At 70.0% G+C, this 17248-nt stretch carries 17 protein-coding genes; 5 read left to right on the plus strand and 12 right to left on the minus strand.

Annotation, left to right across the window (positions count from 1 at the left end):
* Window positions 1–50 precede the first annotated feature (50 nt).
* A complete protein-coding gene (locus MKL11_RS23610) occupies window positions 51–971 on the plus strand; it encodes a ParB/RepB/Spo0J family partition protein (protein ID WP_243947829.1) in 921 nt (306 codons plus the stop codon).
* 316 nt (window positions 972–1287) lie between these two features.
* Here the strand turns inward: MKL11_RS23610 and holA are convergent, their stop codons facing one another.
* The 5 genes from holA to MKL11_RS23635 all read right to left on the minus strand — a co-directional run bounded on the left by holA (window position 1288) and on the right by MKL11_RS23635 (window position 7296).
* Window positions 1288–2331, minus strand: coding sequence for a DNA polymerase III subunit delta (holA, locus tag MKL11_RS23615; RefSeq protein ID WP_243947785.1), 1044 nt, complete (start codon window positions 2329–2331; stop codon window positions 1288–1290).
* Between the two features lie 7 nt (window positions 2332–2338).
* Window positions 2339–2884, minus strand: a complete 546-nt coding sequence (gene lptE, locus MKL11_RS23620; protein WP_243947831.1) for an LPS assembly lipoprotein LptE — start codon at window positions 2882–2884, stop codon at window positions 2339–2341.
* 121 nt (window positions 2885–3005) lie between these two features.
* The gene (locus MKL11_RS23625) at window positions 3006–3950 is read right to left on the minus strand and encodes an AEC family transporter (RefSeq protein ID WP_243947786.1); all 945 of its coding nucleotides are present in this window, start codon (window positions 3948–3950) and stop codon (window positions 3006–3008) included.
* 107 nt (window positions 3951–4057) lie between these two features.
* The gene (locus tag MKL11_RS23630) at window positions 4058–6301 is read right to left on the minus strand and encodes a TonB-dependent siderophore receptor (protein WP_243947787.1); all 2244 of its coding nucleotides are present in this window, start codon (window positions 6299–6301) and stop codon (window positions 4058–4060) included.
* Window positions 6302–6429: 128 nt separating this feature from the next.
* Window positions 6430–7296, minus strand: a complete 867-nt coding sequence (locus tag MKL11_RS23635) for an acid phosphatase (protein ID WP_243947788.1) — start codon at window positions 7294–7296, stop codon at window positions 6430–6432.
* A gap of 133 nt (window positions 7297–7429) precedes the next feature.
* Between MKL11_RS23635 and MKL11_RS23640 the strand changes: the two genes are divergently transcribed.
* A complete protein-coding gene (locus tag MKL11_RS23640) occupies window positions 7430–8053 on the plus strand; it encodes a hypothetical protein (RefSeq protein ID WP_243947789.1) in 624 nt (207 codons plus the stop codon).
* Window positions 8050–8487, plus strand: coding sequence for a hypothetical protein (locus MKL11_RS23645; RefSeq protein WP_243947790.1), 438 nt, complete (start codon window positions 8050–8052; stop codon window positions 8485–8487). Before MKL11_RS23640 ends, MKL11_RS23645 begins: the two co-directional genes overlap by 4 nt.
* Before the next feature lie 99 nt (window positions 8488–8586).
* Here MKL11_RS23645 and MKL11_RS23650 read toward each other — a convergent pair whose 3' ends face one another.
* From MKL11_RS23650 to MKL11_RS23665, 4 genes are all read right to left on the minus strand, one after another.
* Window positions 8587–9441: an alpha/beta hydrolase gene (locus MKL11_RS23650; protein ID WP_243947792.1), complete on the minus strand. Its 855-nt coding sequence runs from the start codon at window positions 9439–9441 to the stop codon at window positions 8587–8589.
* 26 nt (window positions 9442–9467) lie between these two features.
* A complete protein-coding gene (gene dapD, locus MKL11_RS23655; protein WP_243947793.1) occupies window positions 9468–10313 on the minus strand; it encodes a 2,3,4,5-tetrahydropyridine-2,6-dicarboxylate N-succinyltransferase in 846 nt (281 codons plus the stop codon).
* An 83-nt stretch (window positions 10314–10396) separates the two neighbouring features.
* On the minus strand, window positions 10397–10846 hold the full coding sequence (locus tag MKL11_RS23660) for a cyclic nucleotide-binding domain-containing protein (RefSeq protein ID WP_243947794.1): 450 nt from the start codon (window positions 10844–10846) through the stop codon (window positions 10397–10399).
* A gap of 126 nt (window positions 10847–10972) precedes the next feature.
* Entirely contained in the window at window positions 10973–11659 is a 687-nt protein-coding gene (locus MKL11_RS23665; RefSeq protein ID WP_058193201.1) for a response regulator transcription factor, read from the minus strand.
* Window positions 11660–12038: 379 nt separating this feature from the next.
* On the opposite strand from MKL11_RS23665, the gene MKL11_RS23670 reads away from it, so the two are divergent.
* Window positions 12039–12605 carry a L,D-transpeptidase family protein gene (locus MKL11_RS23670; RefSeq protein WP_243947796.1) on the plus strand — a complete coding sequence of 189 codons (567 nt, stop codon included), beginning with the start codon at window positions 12039–12041 and terminating at the stop codon, window positions 12603–12605.
* Between the two features lie 9 nt (window positions 12606–12614).
* Here MKL11_RS23670 and MKL11_RS33425 read toward each other — a convergent pair whose 3' ends face one another.
* The 3 genes from MKL11_RS33425 to MKL11_RS23680 form a co-directional block, all read right to left on the minus strand.
* Window positions 12615–12902 carry a helix-turn-helix domain-containing protein gene (locus MKL11_RS33425; protein ID WP_243947798.1) on the minus strand — a complete coding sequence of 96 codons (288 nt, stop codon included), beginning with the start codon at window positions 12900–12902 and terminating at the stop codon, window positions 12615–12617.
* On the minus strand, window positions 12899–13183 hold the full coding sequence (locus MKL11_RS33625) for a type II toxin-antitoxin system RelE/ParE family toxin (RefSeq protein ID WP_409565902.1): 285 nt from the start codon (window positions 13181–13183) through the stop codon (window positions 12899–12901). The genes MKL11_RS33425 and MKL11_RS33625 overlap by 4 nt, the downstream gene beginning before the upstream one ends.
* Window positions 13184–13403: 220 nt before the next feature.
* Window positions 13404–14156 (minus strand): YggS family pyridoxal phosphate-dependent enzyme, encoded by a 753-nt coding sequence (locus MKL11_RS23680; RefSeq protein WP_243947833.1) that lies wholly within the window; start codon window positions 14154–14156, stop codon window positions 13404–13406.
* 414 nt (window positions 14157–14570) lie between these two features.
* Between MKL11_RS23680 and leuS the strand changes: the two genes are divergently transcribed.
* The gene (gene leuS / locus MKL11_RS23685) at window positions 14571–17180 is read left to right on the plus strand and encodes a leucine--tRNA ligase (protein WP_243947799.1); all 2610 of its coding nucleotides are present in this window, start codon (window positions 14571–14573) and stop codon (window positions 17178–17180) included.
* Window positions 17181–17248 lie beyond the last annotated feature (68 nt).

Below are 17248 nucleotides of genomic sequence, written 5' to 3' on the forward strand. Positions count from 1 at the left end.
GATCCCGAAACTGTGGGGATCGAGTGCGGAGCGTGACACGGGTGACAAGGATGGCGGAGGAGGGGGCACGACCCCGTCTCGGGCGCGGGCTCGCGGCGCTGATCGGTGATTTCGGCGATGCCGGACAGGCGGCGAAGCTCGACGGCAAGATCGAGGCGCAGCGCAAGGTCCCGGTGGAGTTCCTGCGCCCGAACCCGCGCAACCCCCGCCGCAGCTTCGGCGAGGCGGAACTCGCGGAACTGGCGACCTCGATCACCCAGCGCGGCATCATCCAGCCGATCGTGGTTCGCCCCCTCGCGGACGTGCCGGGCGCCTTCGAGATCGTGGCCGGCGAGCGCCGCTGGCGGGCGGCCCAGAAGGGCGGCCTCGACGAGGTGCCGGTGGTGATCGTCGAGATCGACGACCGCGCCTCCCTCGAATTCGCCATCCTGGAGAATGTCCAGCGGGCCGACCTCAACCCGATCGAGGAGGCGTCCGGCTACGAGCGCCTGATGCAGGACTTCGCTTACACCCAGAAGGAGCTGGCCGAGATCCTCGGCAAGAGCCGCAGCCACCTCGCCAACACCCTGCGCCTGCTCAACCTGCCGCCCGCCGTGCAGGACCGGGTCACCGCCGGGGATCTCACCGCAGGCCATGCCCGCGCGCTCCTGTCGGTGCGCGATCCCGAGGCCCTGGCCCGCCGGGTCGTGGCCGAGGGCCTGTCGGTGCGCGAGGTCGAGGCCATGGCGGCGTCGGAGGCCGCCGAGGCCGCGGCCCCCGACACCCCCCGCCCCGGCCGCCCACGCCTCTCGGCCGAGCGCCCGGCCCCGGTCCGCGACCTGGAATTGCGGATCCGCCGGGCCCTCGGGGTCGACGTGACCTACAAGCCCAAGGACGCGGACTCGGGCGAGATCCGCATCCGCTACGAGACCCAGGACGAGCTGGAAGGCCTGCTCAACCGGTTCAAGGTGTCGGAGCCGGAACAGGGCTGAGGAAGGTTTTCGCCGGCTCCCAGTGCTCCAACGGCCCCTGAGATCCATACTCGGATCCGTGGTTCCGCAGCTACAGGATGAACCGCCTTGTCATTCCGGGGCGCCGTAGGCGAGCCCGGAATCCAGATCCGCCGACGACGCCAGATCTTGATCTGTCTGCGGCTATGGATCCCGGGTTCCGCTGCGCGGCCCCGGGATGACAAGGTGGATGATCGAGCGCTGCGAGAATTCCCGACCGTAAGACGAATCAAATCCCCTCTGTGAGGGGAACGCACGCCATCGCAGACCTACGCATCCTATCGAGCCAGCATCACCCCTAACGCCGCCGCCGGGCGCCGGCCTCCGCCACCCGCAGCAGCGCCGCGGAGGCCAGAGCGTGGGACAGTTCCGGCTCGGCCCGTCGGCAGGCCAGGATCGCCTCCTGAAGGGCCTTTGCGGCCTGCCGCAGGGTTCCGGCCTGCCAGGCGCCGAGCTGGCCCTCGATGCTGGCCTTGCGCTTGAAATGCAGGCCCCGCCAGGAGGCCACCATCAGGGACGGGGTCTTGTCCGGGTTGTCGAGGCGGGTCGCCAGCAGGGTCAGGGCGTGCCGCAGGGCGGAGCCGAGCACCACGCCGGGATCCAGCCCCTCGTGCCGGAACCGCCGGTAATCGCGCTCCACTGCCTCCCGGCGGCCGTCGAAGGCGGCGTCGATCAGGGTGTTGAGCACGCTGGCGGCCACGTCGCTGGTGATCGCCTCGATGTGGTCGAGGGTGACGACCTTGTCCCCTTGCCCTTCCCCGCCCGCGTAGAGCGCCAGCTTCTCGATCTCCATCAGGCTGGCCCGGCGGTCGCCGCCGAGGCTGCGGGCCAGGACCTCCCGGGCGGCCCGCTCGATGCGCAGGCCGCGCTCCTGCAGGGTGCGGTCGATCAGGTCGCCGAGCGTGCGCTCGTCGTCGGCGTAGCAGGGGATCGCCAGCGCCTTGGGCGAGCGCTCGCACAGGACCCGCATCGGGTTGTTCTTGGCGAGGTCGCCGCCCTCCACGACGATGCGGGCATCGGCCACCTCGGCACCGAGCACCGCCTCGACCGCGGGGGCGTAGTTGCGGCTGCCCGGCCGGACCCAGATCGACCGACGGCCGCCGAACAGGCCCATGGTCCCGGCCTCGTCGCAGAGCCGGCCCGGATCGGAGGCGAGGGTGTCGCCGTCGATCCGCACCAGCGCGAAGGGATCGCCCGGGTCGGTGACGAAATCCTCGGCGAGCTTTCGCGCACGCTCGGTGACCAGGCCGGTATCCGGCCCATAGACCAGGATCACCGGGATGCGCGGATCGGGCCCGCGCCGGATCAGGCCCTCGATCTCGCCCGCCTTGACCGCGGTCAAAGCCGGCTCACGGCTTGGTCGACAGTACGGCGGCCAGGCGCGTCTTGATCTGGTCGGCCAGGACGCTGGCGAGGCGGATCTCGGCGTCGCGCGCCGCCCGCTGGCTGGCGAAGCGCTGGACCGAGCGGTCGTAGGTCGCGGTCGAGGTCGCCACGCCCTCGGAATAGACCTTGGTGCCGGCCATGTCCTCCAGGCTGTACTTGATGTTGGCCACCAGCGTGCCGGCCTCGGCGCGGCCGGTGGTCGAGGAGACGATCGGGGTCTGCACGATCTCGGAGCCCGAGAGCTTCAGCCGGTAGCGCTTGCTCGCCGGCTGGCTCGACCCGTCGAGCTCGAAGATCAACTCGCTGCGCAGGTAATGCCCGAGCCGTTCCTGGCCTTGAGCCATCCCGACATCGTCGACCTGCACGGAGGCCAGCAGGGCCTGCACGGTCTCGCCGGACGCGGTCGGCCCGTAGAGCGGGCGGAAGCAGGCCGACAGGCTCAGCGCCAGGCCGGCGACGCAGGCGAGACGGCCTATCCGGCTCGCAACCGATACTCCCGAACGCACCATCACGTCGCCGTTCCGCCCCGCTTCGCCGCAGTCCCTCTTAGCCCGGACCGGGAGGGCCACGCCATGAGACTACGCGGCAACCGTTACGATTCCTCTGCGGCGAGAGCGTGGTCGCCCGGTTTCAGATCGTTGCCAGATAACCCGAGACCGTGACGATCGAGAGGATCGTCGAGACCAGCACCACCGTGGCGGTTAGGTCGGCCTCGCGGCGGTAGAACTCCGCCAGCATGAACGGGCCGGTCCCGGTGGGCAGCGCGGCCATCAGCACCGCGACGTGCAGCAGCAGCGGCGGCAGGTCGAACACATACCGGCCGAGGCCGTAGGCGAGAGCCGGCTGCCCGACGAGCTTCAGGCCGACCAGCAGCGCCGCCGCCCGGGGCTGGGCGCTGCCGGGCCTGCGCTTCTGGGCCAGGAACAGGCCGAGCGCCACCAGGGCGCAGGGCGAGGCCGCGCCGCCGAGGAGTTTCAGAAAGGTCTCGGCCGCCGCCGGCAGGGTGAGGCCTGCAATCGGGATCAGAGCGCCCAGCGCCGGCGCCACCAGCAGCGGATTGCGGATCAGCGAGCGGCCGACCGCGCGCCAGACCGGGACGCCGGACCCGCCCGCGCCCGTCTCCCGCCGGAGCCCGGTCTCGATCAGCACGATCGCCACCGCGAACACGCCGCAGACCGTCAGGATCGCCGCCACGGTGGTCGGGGCCAAAGCCTCCGGGCCAAAGGCGACCAGCGCCAGGGGGAAGCCCATGAACCCGGCATTGGGATAGCCGGCATTCAGCCCGTCCACGGCGGCGTCGGAGAGCGGGTGCCCCTGCCCCCGCCGGATCAGCACCGTGAGGGCGAACACCGCCAGGCTGCTCAGCCCGAAGGTCGCGATGAAGCCCGGCTTCCAGATCGCGCTCCAATGGGCGTGCGCGGTCACGTCGAACAGCAGCGCCGGCAGAGCCAGGAACACCACGAAGCGGTTGAGCTCGGTGGTTGCGGCGGCGCCGAGCACGCCGATCCGCCGGGCCAGCCAGCCGGAAAAGATCAGCGCGAAGATCGGCAGCACGACCAGCAGGGTCGAGAGCATGGGCGGTCCGGGTCGGAGGACGAGGCTTCGGCCTTAGGACGGAACCCGCGCCGACCTCCAGTCCCGAAGGCGGGGACCTGCCATGCTCCCCTGCCCTCGCGGGACGCCTACCAGCGGTAGATCAGGCTGCCGATCACTGTGGCCGGGGCGCCGCGGTAACAGAAGCCGGCCTGGCAATTGTAGTAATCGCGGTCGAAGATGTTGAACGCGTTGATCTGCGCCCGGACGCCTTTGTACTTCGGATCGAGCGCCCCGAAGTCGTAGGCGACCAGAGCGTCGAACAGGGTCACGGTCGGGTTGCGGACCGTATTCTCGTCGTCGGCAAAGCTGTTGGCGTTGAACCGGATACCGCCGCCGACCGTCAATCCGCGCAGCGCGGAGGAGGGCGGGAACAGGTACGTCAGAAAGGACGCGAAGGTATCGCCCGGGATACCCGAGAGGCGATTCCCGTCGATCGCCGCACCGGTGAAGGCCGAGGTCTGCTTGAGGAAGCGGAAGTCGAGATGGGTGTAGGCGACGGTCAGGTTGGTCCCCGGGGCGAAGTTCGCCGTCGCCTCCATCTCGAAGCCGCGCGAGTTGACCTCACCGGTCGCCACTTGATTGGCGAAGTTCGTGGGATCCTGGCGCAGGATGCTGGTCTGGTTGATATCGAAGCCCGCGATGGCCGCGCTGATGTTTGTACCCGGGATCAGGTACTTGACGCCCGCCTCGATCTGATCGCCGGTGGCGGGCCTGTAGGGGCGGCCGGTGACGATGTTGACGCCGACCTGTGGGGTGAAGGTCGTGGCGTAGCTGGCGTAAGGGACGAGGCCGGGCGCGAGTTCGTAGTTCAGGCCGGCGCGGTACGTGAAGGCGCTGTCGTTCTGGCTTTGCGGTCCGGCGACGACGCCTCGGGTTACGCTCGCCGTGTCGGAGGCGACCCAGTCCTGCCGTCCGGTCAGCGTCAGGACGAATCTCCCCCACTTCGCCTGTTCCTGGACATAGAGGCCGACCTGATCCTGCGCCTGACGCGACGAGCGGTCGATGGTCGGCCGGGTGATCGGCTGGCGGCCGTAGTTCAGGGTGAGCAGGTTGAGGTCGGGCGCCACGCCGAAACCGGCGATGCTCGAGAAGTCGTAATGGTAGTAATCGACGCCGGTGAGCAGCGTGTGGGCGATCGGCCCGGTCCGGAGGTGGCCCTCGAGCTGCGTGTCGATCGCGAAGGAGGCCAGCGACTGCTTGAACAGGCCGGTGGACCGCTGCGCGCTGAGGCCTGTCACCGAATCGACCTGCGTGTACGAAAAGTTGGCTTCGGCTCCGGAATAGCGGAAGTTCTGCCGCAGGATCAGATCCGGCGAGAACACGTGCTCGAAGGCGTAGCCGACCCGGTGCTGATCGGTCCGATAGGTGTTGAGCGCGCCGTCGCCCGAGTAGATCCGCGACACGCGGAAGCCCGGGAAGTTGTAGAAGCTGGCATTGCCCGGGACGTTCGATTCCTGGAATTCGGTGAGCAGCGTGAAGGTCGTGTTGGCCGTGGGCCGCCACGTGAAGGCGGGGGCGATGGTGAACCGATCGTCCCGGACGCCGGGTCCGGGCAGGAACGTGTCGGACTGGCGCGCGACGCCGGTGAGCCGGTAGGCCATCGTTCCGTCGGAGCCTTCGACGGGGCCGCCGATGTCGAAATTACCCTGGTAGCGGTCGAAGCTGCCCCCCTGGAACCAGACCTCGCCGAACTGGGCGAAGACCGGGCGCTTGCTGGTCACGTCGACGATGCCGCCGGGAGAGCCGAGCCCGTAGAGGCCGGAGGCTGGCCCACGCAAGATGGTCAGCGCCTCGGCGCCATAGGGCTCGATACGAGGGACAGCAAAGCCGACGCCTGTCTGGCGTAGGCCGTCGCGGAAGATACCGTCGTAGGTCTCGGCGAAGCCCCGGATGTAGAACGAGTCCGCGCGCGGGTCGAAGCCGAACACGTTGCTCGACACGCCTGGCGTGTAGGCGAGCGCCTCGTTGAGGCTCTGGACGTTGCGGTCGTTGAGCTGCTCCCGGGTGACCACCGAGACCGATTGCGGGGTCTCGATCAGCGGCGTGTTGGTCTTGGTGGCGGTCGGGCTGACGCGCGCGACGTAGCCGGTGATCCCGGAAGGACCGCCGCCGCCGCCGCCGCTCGTGGCCGAGCCGTTGCCGTTGCCGCCGCTGACATTGGCAACCCCGAAGCCGGTCCCGGCAGGGAGCGCGGAGGCGGGACGGGTGGCCTCCACGGAGATCTCGTTGAGCTGCACGGCGCCCTGCGCAACGGCCTGGGGTGCGACGGCGGCGGTCGCCAGAGCCGTGGAGGTGACAAGCAATTGGAGGCGGGTGAGACGCATGGACATGGAACCCTGAGATGCGCCGGTCACCGGCGCTTCAACCTCAGGATCAACCGTTCACGGGGTCGCGATCAAGCCGAAAACGTGTTGTAAATCACACACTTAGAGGTGTTAAAATCTGAAGTTGTTCGCATTCAAAACTCCAGCGGCGGCTCCCGCAGGGCATCGGCCTCGCGGGTGCAGACGGCCTGGTCGGGGGCCGTGCCGCCTCCTGACAGGGCGCCGCGCAGCTCGGCGCGGGCCTTCTCCAGGTCGGCCCGGAAGCCCGGATCGCCCATCAGCGTGGCGAAGACCGAGGTGCCGGTGAGGCGACCGGCCGCCACGTCGCTGAGCCAGTGCACTCCGCACACGACCCGGCTCTCGCCATAGGCTCGGCCGCGCGCCAGGATCGCGGTGGCCTTCTCGGGCACCAGGGAGGCCAGGATCAGCGCGTAGGCCCAGCCCTGGGTGGCGTGGCCGGACGGGTAGCTGAAGCTGTCGGCGAGCGCCTGGCTCCGCTGGACGCAGATCGGCGCCTCGTTGCCCACGAAGGGGCGCAGCCGGCGGTAATGCACCTTCGGCCCCCGCGTCGCCCGGGCGAGGTCGAGCCGGGCGCGCTCCAAGAGGTTGAGCACCACCGGCACACGGCTCTGGTCGATCCGGGTGCCGAGGACGCAGGCGAAATTGTCGAGCACCGCGGCCGCGCCCTCCGACACGTCGTTGGCCGCGATCTCCCAGCGGGGGCTGCCCTTCAGCGCGCGGGTGCCGTTAAAGGCCGCACGGTCGGCCTTGTCGAGGGGCGCGTCATGGGCCGGCGGCGGCGGCAGGATCTGGACGGCATCGGGTAGTGCCGTCTCGGCCAGATAAGGTTTCACCGCCGGCTTGCCGGGCTTGAGCGTGTCGGCCCCCAGCGACGGCGCCGCCGGCGGGTTCGACGGTGCCGGGCGGGGCGTATCCTCGGCGCGCACCGGGGACGCGGCGATCAGGACGGCGAGGGCCGGCAGGGAGAGGGTGCGCAGCATCGGATCCGTGGCGGTGTCGGGCGAAGGAGTAGGCGGGCCGCTCCCGCAGACAAACGAACGGCTTGGCCGGACGGTTCAGTCCGCCACAGGCCTCCGATCCTGTCCAGGGGCCGCCGTGATGGATGGGAGGCGGTTGACCCGAGCGGCCGGCTGCGAGAACGCTACGGCGTTCCCGTTCCGGCCTCCCGACCGCATGGCTCAGCCCCTCGACCGCGCCCGCCTCCTGGAGGCCTTCGAGATGCTCGGTACCGACCTCGCCGCGCACGGGCAGTTCGTCGAACTCGCCGTCTATGGCGGCGGCGCGCTGATGCTGCAATTCGCGTGGCGGCGCGCCACCGAGGATGTCGATGCCGTCGTGCGGGCCGGCTACGACGAGGCGGCTCTCGCACCCTCGGTGATCCGGGTCGCCGAGCGGATGGGGCTGGAGCCGGACTGGCTCAACGATGCCGTCGGCATGTTCACCCCGCTCGACGAGGACGAGACATGGTTCGCCCTGTCCGGCACCTATCCCACCGGGGGGACACCGGGGCTTCGGACCATCCTGGCGAGCCCGGCCTACCTTCTGGCGATGAAGCTGCACGCCCTGCAGAGCCTCGACCGCGGCGACTGGGATCTGAATGACGCACGCGCCCTCTCGGCTCATCTGGGCTTGGGCGACGTGGAGGCATTGGAGCACCTCTATTGCTCGATCTACGGCGAGGACCCGTCGCCGGAGGCGCGAGCCCGGTTTCCCGCTGTAATCGCGGGGAGGCTATGAGACCGCATTCCCTGGCGGAGGTGGTCGAGCGCGCGCGCGGCGGCGACGATTGGGAGCACCACCTGCGTGACTTCCTCGACGCCTTCTACGCGGCCGACGGCGACGTCGCGCGGCAGGCGGCGTTCATCGCCGACGAGCCGGGCCTGCTCGGGCGCCCGGAGGCCGATGCCTTCCTGGGCGGGGCCGGGGAGCATCTGGCCCGGCGCTGGGGCCTGCCGATCCCGGGCTGGGTCCGGGCCGGGAGCCGGTATCTGGCGACCGCCCTGTTCGTGCCCGACGAGAAGGCCCTGCGGGGCTATCTCATCTGCGTCAGCCCGGTGTCGTTCCGGACGCGGCTGATCTTCACCGGGCCGGACCCGCTCCAGCGCGCTCGCTTCCCCTACCACCGCGGCGTGATCACGATGCCGCCGGAACATGGGTTTCCAAAGGGCTGAGCCCTTTGATGGGTGATCAGGGCGGAGCCCTGATGAGGCCAGGGCTCCGCCCTGGACCTGCAAAAGGTCCCAGACCTTTTGAAACCATTACTTTGCTGGCTAACGCACCTGGATCGCCTGTGCGACCGCAGCCGAAAACTCTTCATGCGGGCTCAGCGCCCCGGGGATCGTGGCACCCGTGACCCGCCCGTGGGCGATCAGCGCATCCATCTCGGCGCCGGAGCGGCGCGGCGCCTTCTCCGGCCGCAGCACCACGGTCGGCGGCAGGCCGTCGAACAGGTCCAGGAACGCGGCGCGGTCGGCCACCGGGTCGAGGCCGCCGGTGACGAAGGCGGCGGTGCCGAAGCGGCCGTTGCGCTGGCGGGTGACCGCGTGCTTGGCCCGGATCATGGCCGGGGTGACGTGGGCCGGGTCCGCGTAGACATGGGCGCGCATCATCCGGCCGATGATCGGCGGGCTGATGTTGATCCGGTAGAGCGCCTCGCCGAGGATTGGCGCCTCAACGGCCCGGCGGATCCGCGGGAACCAGTGCGCCCGGCTCGGCATCGCGGTGGGCAGCGGCCCGCGCCAGGTCGGCGCCACCAGCACCAGCCGCGCGAAGGCCTGGGGGTACCTGCGCGCCGCCGCGACGAGGTAGCCGGCGGCGTGGCCGGCCGCGATCCCGAGCGCGTAGGGGCCGGGGGCGGCGGCGAGCAGCGCGTCCAGGAAGGCGTGCAGGGTGTCCGGACCGAGGGGCAGGCGCGTCCGCGGCCGGGCGCCGAAGCCCGGCCAGTCGGGCACGAGGCAGCGGTACTCCGAGCCGAGGGCGCGGGCGAGGTCGCGCATCTCGGCCCGGTCCGAGATCGTCGACAGGGCCGGCAGCAGGAGCGCGTCGCGCCCCGTGCCGATCACGTCGCAGACGGTCGGCACCGGCCGGCCCGCCACGATCAGGTCCAGGTTCCGCGTCGTCTCCATCGGGCCGCCCCCAAGTCCCAAAAGAATCAGGTGCGCAGCAACTCGTTGATGGCGGTCTTGGAGCGGGTGCCGGCATCGACGCGCTTGACGATCACGGCGCAGTACAGGCCGGGGCCCGGGGTGCCGTCCGGCAGCGCCTTGCCGGGCATCGTGCCCGAGACAACCACAGAGTAGGGCGGCACACGGCCGTACATGACCTCGCCGGTGGTGCGGTCGACGATCTTGGTCGAGGCGCCGATATAAACGCCCATGGACAGCACGCTGCCCTGGCCGACGATCACGCCTTCGGCCACCTCGGCGCGGGCGCCGATGAAGCAATCGTCCTCGATGATCACCGGGTTGGCCTGGAGCGGCTCGAGCACCCCGGCGATGCCGGCGCCGCCGGAGATGTGGCAGTTCTTGCCGACCTGCGCGCAGGAGCCGATCGTCACCCAGGTGTCGACCATCGTGCCCTCGCCGACATGGGCGCCGAGGTTGACGAAGCTCGGCATCAGCACGGCGCCCGGCGCGATGTAGGAGCCGCGGCGGACGAAGCAGCCCGGCACCGCGCGCAGGCCGGCGGCGCGAAACTCGGCCTCGCCCCAGCCGGCGAACTTGGACGCGACCTTGTCCCACCAGGGCGCGCCGCCGGGGCCGCCCTCGATCGCCGCCATGTCGTTGAGGCGGAAGGACAGCAGCACCGCCTTCTTCAGCCACTGATTGACGACCCAATCCTGGTTGCCGCTCTTCTCGGCGACCCGGGCCTTGCCGGAATCGAGCAGGTTCAGCGCCTCCTCGACCGCCTCGCGCACGGCGCCCTGGGTGGACGTCGAGATGCCGGCGCGCTCCTCCCAGGCCGTCTCGATGGTCTTGGCGAGGTCGGAGGTGGGCATGGGCGCTCGATGCTCTTGCGGAGGGACGTTCGACGGGAGCCCGTGCTTACAAGCGGGCACCGGGGCTGTCACCCGGGGCAGCCTCAATCCTCCAAGAGAACCCGCACCCGGTCGAGATCGGTCACGAGGTCGACGAGGTCGATCGCCAGGGTGTCGTAGACGGATTGCGCGGCCGCGGGGAATTCCTCCAGCACGCGCCGCATCAGCGTCGGGGTGATGCGCATGACCTCGGCGGCGCCCTCGGCCCGGGCCTCGGTCGGCCGGGTGCCGCGCACGAACAGGGCGAGCTGCCCGATCAGCGCCGAACGCCCGGCGCGCACCGGCTCGGCCTCCGCGACCCGGGGCGCGAGCCGGATCGTGCCCGACATCACCACGAAGCCGCCATCGGCCGGGTCGCCCCGGGCGAACAGCAGGTCGCCATCGGCCAGTTCGCGGCGCTCGGCCGCGAAGGTCAGCAGGCGCAGGGCGTCCCGGTCGAGGAAGCCGAACAGCGGCGCGTCTGCGAGGATCGCGATGTCGTCGTCGAGCCCCAAGGAACCGCCCCACCAACCTACGCGCAAGCGAGCCTGAGCCTCGCTGACACGCAAATCCCTAAAGCCGTTTCCGATCGCGTTGCAATCGCGCTTGGCTCTCGGTTCTGGCCGTGACGCGCGCGCCGATCAGGGGAGCAGCTTGTAGCCGCCGCCCTCGGTGACGAGGATCGCCGCGGTGGCGGGGTTCGGCTCGATCTTCTGGCGCAGCCGGTAGATGTGCGTCTCCAAAGTGTGTGTGGTGACGTGGGCGTTGTAGCCCCACACCTCGGCGAGCAGCGTGTCGCGGTTCACCACGGCCCGGCCCGCCCGATACAGGAAGCGCAGGATCGCGGTCTCCTTCTCGGTGAGCTTGAGCTTCGAGCCGCGCTCGCCGACCAGCAGCTTGGCGCCCGGCCGGAACGTGTAGGGGCCGATCTGGAACACCGCGTCCTCGGACGCCTCGTGGCTGCGCAGATGCGCGCGGATCCGGGCGAGCAGGATGCCGAACTTGAACGGCTTGGTGACGTAGTCGTTGGCGCCGGCCTCCAGCCCTTCGACGTGGTCCGCCTCGGAATCCTGCGCGGTGAGCATGATCACCGGGCCGCGGAAGCCGCCGGTGCGCATTCGGCGCACGGCCTCGCGCCCGTCGAGGTCGGGCAGGCCGACATCCATCACCGCCAGGTCGATGCGCTCGGCCCCGACCCGCCGGACCGCGTCCGCGGCGTTCGCCTCGGTGACCACGGTAAATTCCTCGCAGAGGTCGAGCTGCTCGGTGAGCGTGTCGCGCAGGATCGCGTCGTCGTCACAGATCAGCAGGCGGTAGGCATTCGACATCGTCCGGGGCCCTGGAGCACGCTGCGGGACCGGGAGACCCGGTGCCGGGAACAGCGCGCGATGGCAAGGATCTGGAGCACGCCGCCCGTCGCGTGACAACACGGCCGGCTCCAGGGAAACGGGGCCGGCGCGTCGGAATCCAAGGGCGTTCGGTCCCCCCGGCGCAGGGCGGTGGGCTGGCGCGCTCCCGAATCCCGGCTTCGACGGCCTGGGTTCCACGGCAAGGATAGGGCTGCGTTTGTGGCCGGAAATTGCCTTGTGCGCAATTTTTCACGGTTTCGGTATTGGATACCGGGCATAACGCCCGCCGATCCACCCCGGGACCGGCACCTTCGCCGGCCGGATCGGGGCGCGGGCGGTCGGCAGGGGAGGGGCTTCGGTGCGTGGATATCGGCGTGAGCGGCCCGGACCCGTCCGCATCACCTTGAGCGAGATCCGGGTCCGCGCGACGGTCGGCGACCGCCGCCGGGGTCAGCTCCTCGCCGGCCCCGCCGTGATCTCCTGCGCCCTCGGGGCAGGCGGCATCGTCAGCGACAAGCGCGAGGGCGACGGCGGCTCGCCGCGCGGGCGCTTCCGCCTGCGGGGGGGCGCCTATCGGCCGGACCATCTCGGCCTGCGCCCGCGCACGGCCCTGCCGCTCCGGGTGACCCGGTCCGATGACGGCTGGTGCGACGACCGCCGGGACCGCCGCTACAACCGGCCGATCCGGTTGCCGGCACCAGGCCTCAGCGCCGAGGCGATGTGGCGAGGCGACGGGCTCTACGATGTGGTGATCGACCTCGACTACAACCGCGCCCCGATCCGGAAGGGGCGGGGCTCGGCGATCTTCCTGCACATCGCCCGGGACGGCTACCGCCCCACCGAGGGCTGCGTCGCGCTGGCCCGGGCGGACCTGCTGCGCCTGCTCAGGCGCCTCGGCCCGCGCACGCATCTGCGGATCGGATGAGGGGGGCCGTCAGACCTCCTTTGCCTCGAGTTGGATCCGGAGGTGAGCCCCGACGGCCTCGGCGTAGCGGCGCAGCGACGCCGTCGACGGCATGACCTGCCCGCGTTCCCACCGGGCGATCTGCCCCTGGGACGTTTGCATCCGCCGGGCGACCTCTTCCTGGGTCAGCTTAGCCCGCGCACGGGCCTCGGCCATGGAGAAGCCGAGTTCCATCTCCGGCCCGATCGCCCCATGCGCTTCGCGATAGGCGGGATCCGCGTTCCACCGTTCCCGGACGGTCTTGAAGGGGATCGTCACGTCGTTTCTCCTGTGTCGATGGTCCGCGCTCGCATCTCAGCCAAATCGATCCATCGCTTCGGCGTAGTCTGAGTTTTCTTGATCGCGCAGAGGACAATGATCACCCTCTTGCCGGTCACGGTGACGTAGAGGGCTCGGCCAGTCATGCCGTCGGTCCGGGGTCTCAGCTCCCAGATCCGACCGCGGATGTGTTTGGCATGCTCCTCGGTAAGGCTAGCAGGCCCCGGGTTTCGATCCGTGCCACGATGCGGTCCAGGGCGGCGCGAAGCTTGACAGGCCATGCATCGACTTCAGCGACGACGGTGTCGTCGAGAAACGACACCGACCAAGCTTCTGGCGGAGCATCCGCAACACCTGATGCCGTGCCCCGGGGCGGCTTCGCGCTTGAGCCCATCAGTCCGCAACCGAGACTCGAAATATGCGCGAAAAAGCATATCACGGATCGCGGTGTTTGATAGTACTTTCAGCGCTAGGGCCTCTATCATTCAGAACGGGTTACCCTCACGCCTTCCGGGTCCGCGCCCCGAAGATCGCCGTCCCGACCCGGACATGGGTGGCGCCCTGCTGGATCGCCGCCGGAAAATCCGCGCTCATGCCCATGGAGAGGATCGGCAGGTTGTGCGCCCGCGCCAGACGGGCGAGCAGGGCGAAATGGGCCGAGGGCGGGTCCTCCGCCGGCGGGATGCACATCAGGCCCTGGATCGCGAGACCGTGGGTGTCCCGGCACGCGGCCAGCAGGGTCGCGAGCTCGTCCGGCAGGACCCCGCCCTTCTGCGGCTCCGCGCCGGTATTGACCTGGATCAGCAGTTTCGGGGCGCGGCCCGCGCGGTTGATCTCCCTGGCGAGCGCCGACGCGAGCGACAGCCGGTCGAGGGAGTGGATCACGTCGAACAGGGCCACCGCCTCCCGGGCCTTGTTGGATTGCAGCGGCCCGACCAGATGCAGCTCGACATCCGGGTAGCGGGCGCGCAGGTCCGGCCATTTCGCGGCGGATTCCTGGACGTAGTTCTCCCCGAACACCCGGTGCCCCGCTTCGAGAGCCGGCACGATGCCCGCCGCCGGCACGGTCTTGGAGACCGCCACGAGCTGGACCTCCACCGGGTCGCGCTCCGAATCCTCGGCCGCCTGGGCGATGGCGGCCCGGACCTCGGCGAGCCCGGCGGCGACATCGGCCTCGCCGACAGGCGGCTTGGCGGTCGGCTGCCCCATCCCGTCGGTGGGAGGAGCCTTCGAGTCGGTAATCGCGTCGTCCATCATGGGCCTGTCCTGTCGCTTCCGGGCGCCGGTCTGTGCGGCCCATGGGGTACAGCACGACGAGGATACGGAGCCTTCCCGGGAGGCATCGATCCAACCCACGCCCTCATCCTGAGGTGCCGGAGCGCAGCGGAGGCCTCGAAGGAGCCCTCCAGCTGGCCGCGCGACATCTGGAGCCCTCCTTCGAGGCCCGCTGGCGCGGGCACCTCAGGATGAGGGCGTGGGTTGGAATCAGCCCGGCGATGGCCGCTCTCGTGTATCGTGTGTGCTTCCAACGGACCTATGCCCCCGCGCGTCCCGCGCAAGGCCAAATCGCGCGCTCCGTTGACCGGCTCCGGCGCAGATATGCTACTGGGCCGCGACGTGCCGCGGCGCTCCCCGATCAGCCGCCGAGCCCCTGACCCAGCCGGATCCATGACCAGCACCGCCCCCTCCGCCGTCGAGCGCTACAACGCCAAGGATGCCGAGCCCCGCTGGCAGGCCGCCTGGGCGGAGCAGCGCCTGTTCGAGACCGACAATGCCGACGGGCGCCCGAAATACTACGTGCTGGAGATGTTCCCGTACCCGTCGGGGCGAATCCATATGGGCCATGTGCGCAACTACGCGATGGGCGACGTGGTCGCCCGTTACAAGCGCGCCCGGGGCTTCAACGTGCTCCACCCGATGGGCTGGGACGCGTTCGGGCTGCCCGCCGAGAACGCCGCCATGGAGCGCAAGGTCAACCCGCGGGACTGGACCTATGCCAACATCGCGTCGATGCGCGACCAGCTGAAGGCCATGGGCCTGTCGCTCGACTGGAGCCGGGAGATCGCGACCTGCGATCCCGACTACTACAAGCACCAGCAGCGCATGTTTCTCGACTTCCTGGACAAGGGGCTGGTCACGCGCCGCACCGCCAAGGTGAACTGGGATCCGGTGGACCACACCGTGCTGGCCAACGAGCAGGTGATCGACGGGCGCGGCTGGCGCTCCGGCGCCCTGGTCGAGCAGCGCGAGCTGACCCAGTGGTTCTTCAAGATTACCGACTTCGCCGAGGATCTGCTCACAGCCCTCGACGGGCTGGACCGCTGGCCGGAGAAAGTCCGGCTGATGCAGAAGAACTGGATCGGCCGCTCCGAGGGGCTGGAGGTTCTTTTCGCACTTGTGCCGGACGCCCGCGCCGCAGCCGCTCAACTCGCGGCCGATGGGATCCTCCGTGACATCAAGGTCTACACCACTCGGCCCGACACCCTGTTCGGCGCCCGGTTCCTGGCCGTGGCCGCCGACCATCCGCTGGCGGCGGCGGTTGCCGCGACAAACCCCGACCTCCAGGCCTTCATCGAGGAATGCCGGCGCACCGGCACCGCCCAGGCGGCGATCGACACCGCGGAAAAGCTCGGTTTCGACACCGGCCTGACCGTGCGCCACCCCCTCGACCCGGCCTGGGAGCTTCCGGTCTACGTCGCGAATTTCGTGCTGATGGAGTACGGCACCGGCGCGGTGTTCGGCTGCCCGGCGCACGACCAGCGCGACCTCGACTTTTCCAACAAGTACGGGCTCGGCAACGTCCCGGTGGTCTGTCCCGAGGGGCAGGACCCGGAGGCCTTCCTGATCACTACCACCGCCTATGTCGAGGACGGGCGGATGATCCATTCGCGTTTCCTCGACGGCATGACCACCGATGAGGCGTTTGAGGCCGTAGCCCGCCGCCTGGAAGCGGAGGGCGTTGCCAAGCGCAAGGTCCAGTTCCGGTTGCGCGACTGGGGCGTCTCGCGCCAGCGCTACTGGGGCTGCCCGATCCCGATCATCCATTGCGAGAGCTGCGGCCCGGTGCCGGTGCCGGTCGCCGACCTGCCGGTGAGGCTGCCGGACGAGGTGTCCTTCGACCAGCCGGGCAACCCGCTGGAGCGGGACCAGGCCTGGCGCAACGTGCCGTGCCCGCAATGCGGCGCGCCGGCCCGGCGCGAGACCGACACGATGGACACGTTCGTCGATTCGTCCTGGTACTACGCCCGCTTCACCGCGCCCTGGCTGACCGACGCCCCCACCGACCGGGCCACGGTCGATCGCTGGCTGGCGGTGGATCAGTATATCGGCGGCATCGAGCACGCGATCCTGCACCTGCTCTACGCAAGGTTCTTCATGCGGGCGATGCGCGAGACCGGCTGGGCCGGCGTCTCGGAGCCGTTCGCGGGCCTGTTCACCCAGGGCATGGTCGTCCACGAGACCTACAAGGACGCGGCCGGCGCCTGGGTGCCGCCGGCCGAGATCCGCTTCTCCACGGAGGAGGGCGAGCGCCGCGCGTTTCACGTGAAAACTCAGGCGCCGGTCGCGATCGGTCCGATCGAGAAGATGTCGAAGTCCAAGAAGAACGTGGTCGACCCGGACGACATCATCGCGAGCTACGGCGCCGACACGGCGCGCTGGTTCGTGCTCTCCGACTCGCCCCCTGAGCGCGACGTGATCTGGAGCGAGGAGGGCGTGCAGGGCGCCGCCCGCTTCGTCCAGAAGGTCTGGCGCCTGGTCAACGCCGCCCAGGCGGCCACCGGCGACGGCGCCGCCGACCTCGCCCTGCGCAAGGCTGCCCATCGGGCGCTGGCCGCCGTGCAGGACGATATCGAGCGCCTGCGCTTCAACCGCTGCGTCGCCCATATCTACACCCTGGCCAACGCCCTCGAGGATGGCTTGCGGGGTCCGGTCTCACGCGCGGCGGCGACGGAAGCGGCCGGCATCCTGGTGCAGCTCATCGCCCCGATGATGCCGCACCTCGCCGAGGAATGCTGGACGGCGCTGGGCCGGCCCGGCCTCGCTGCTCAGGCGCCGTGGCCCGAGGCGGAAGCCGGGCTCCTGGTCGAGGACGAGATCACCCTGCCGGTCCAGATCAACGGTAAGAAGCGCGCGGACGTGACCGTGCCGCGCGACGCCGACGCCAAGGCGGTGGAAGCCGCCACCCTGGCCCTGGAGACGGTTCAAAAAATCCTGGAGGGCAAGCCGCCCCGCAAGGTGATCGTCGTGCCGGGGCGGATCGTGAATCTGGTGGTGTGATCGTGCGAGCGATCCCCGGCAGGAGGAACGGCGTCGTCCCATCCACGATTCGATCCTGGGAGAGCGGC

This window comes from Methylobacterium sp. J-077 (genome assembly GCF_022829365.1).
Lineage (GTDB): Bacteria > Pseudomonadota > Alphaproteobacteria > Rhizobiales > Beijerinckiaceae > Methylobacterium.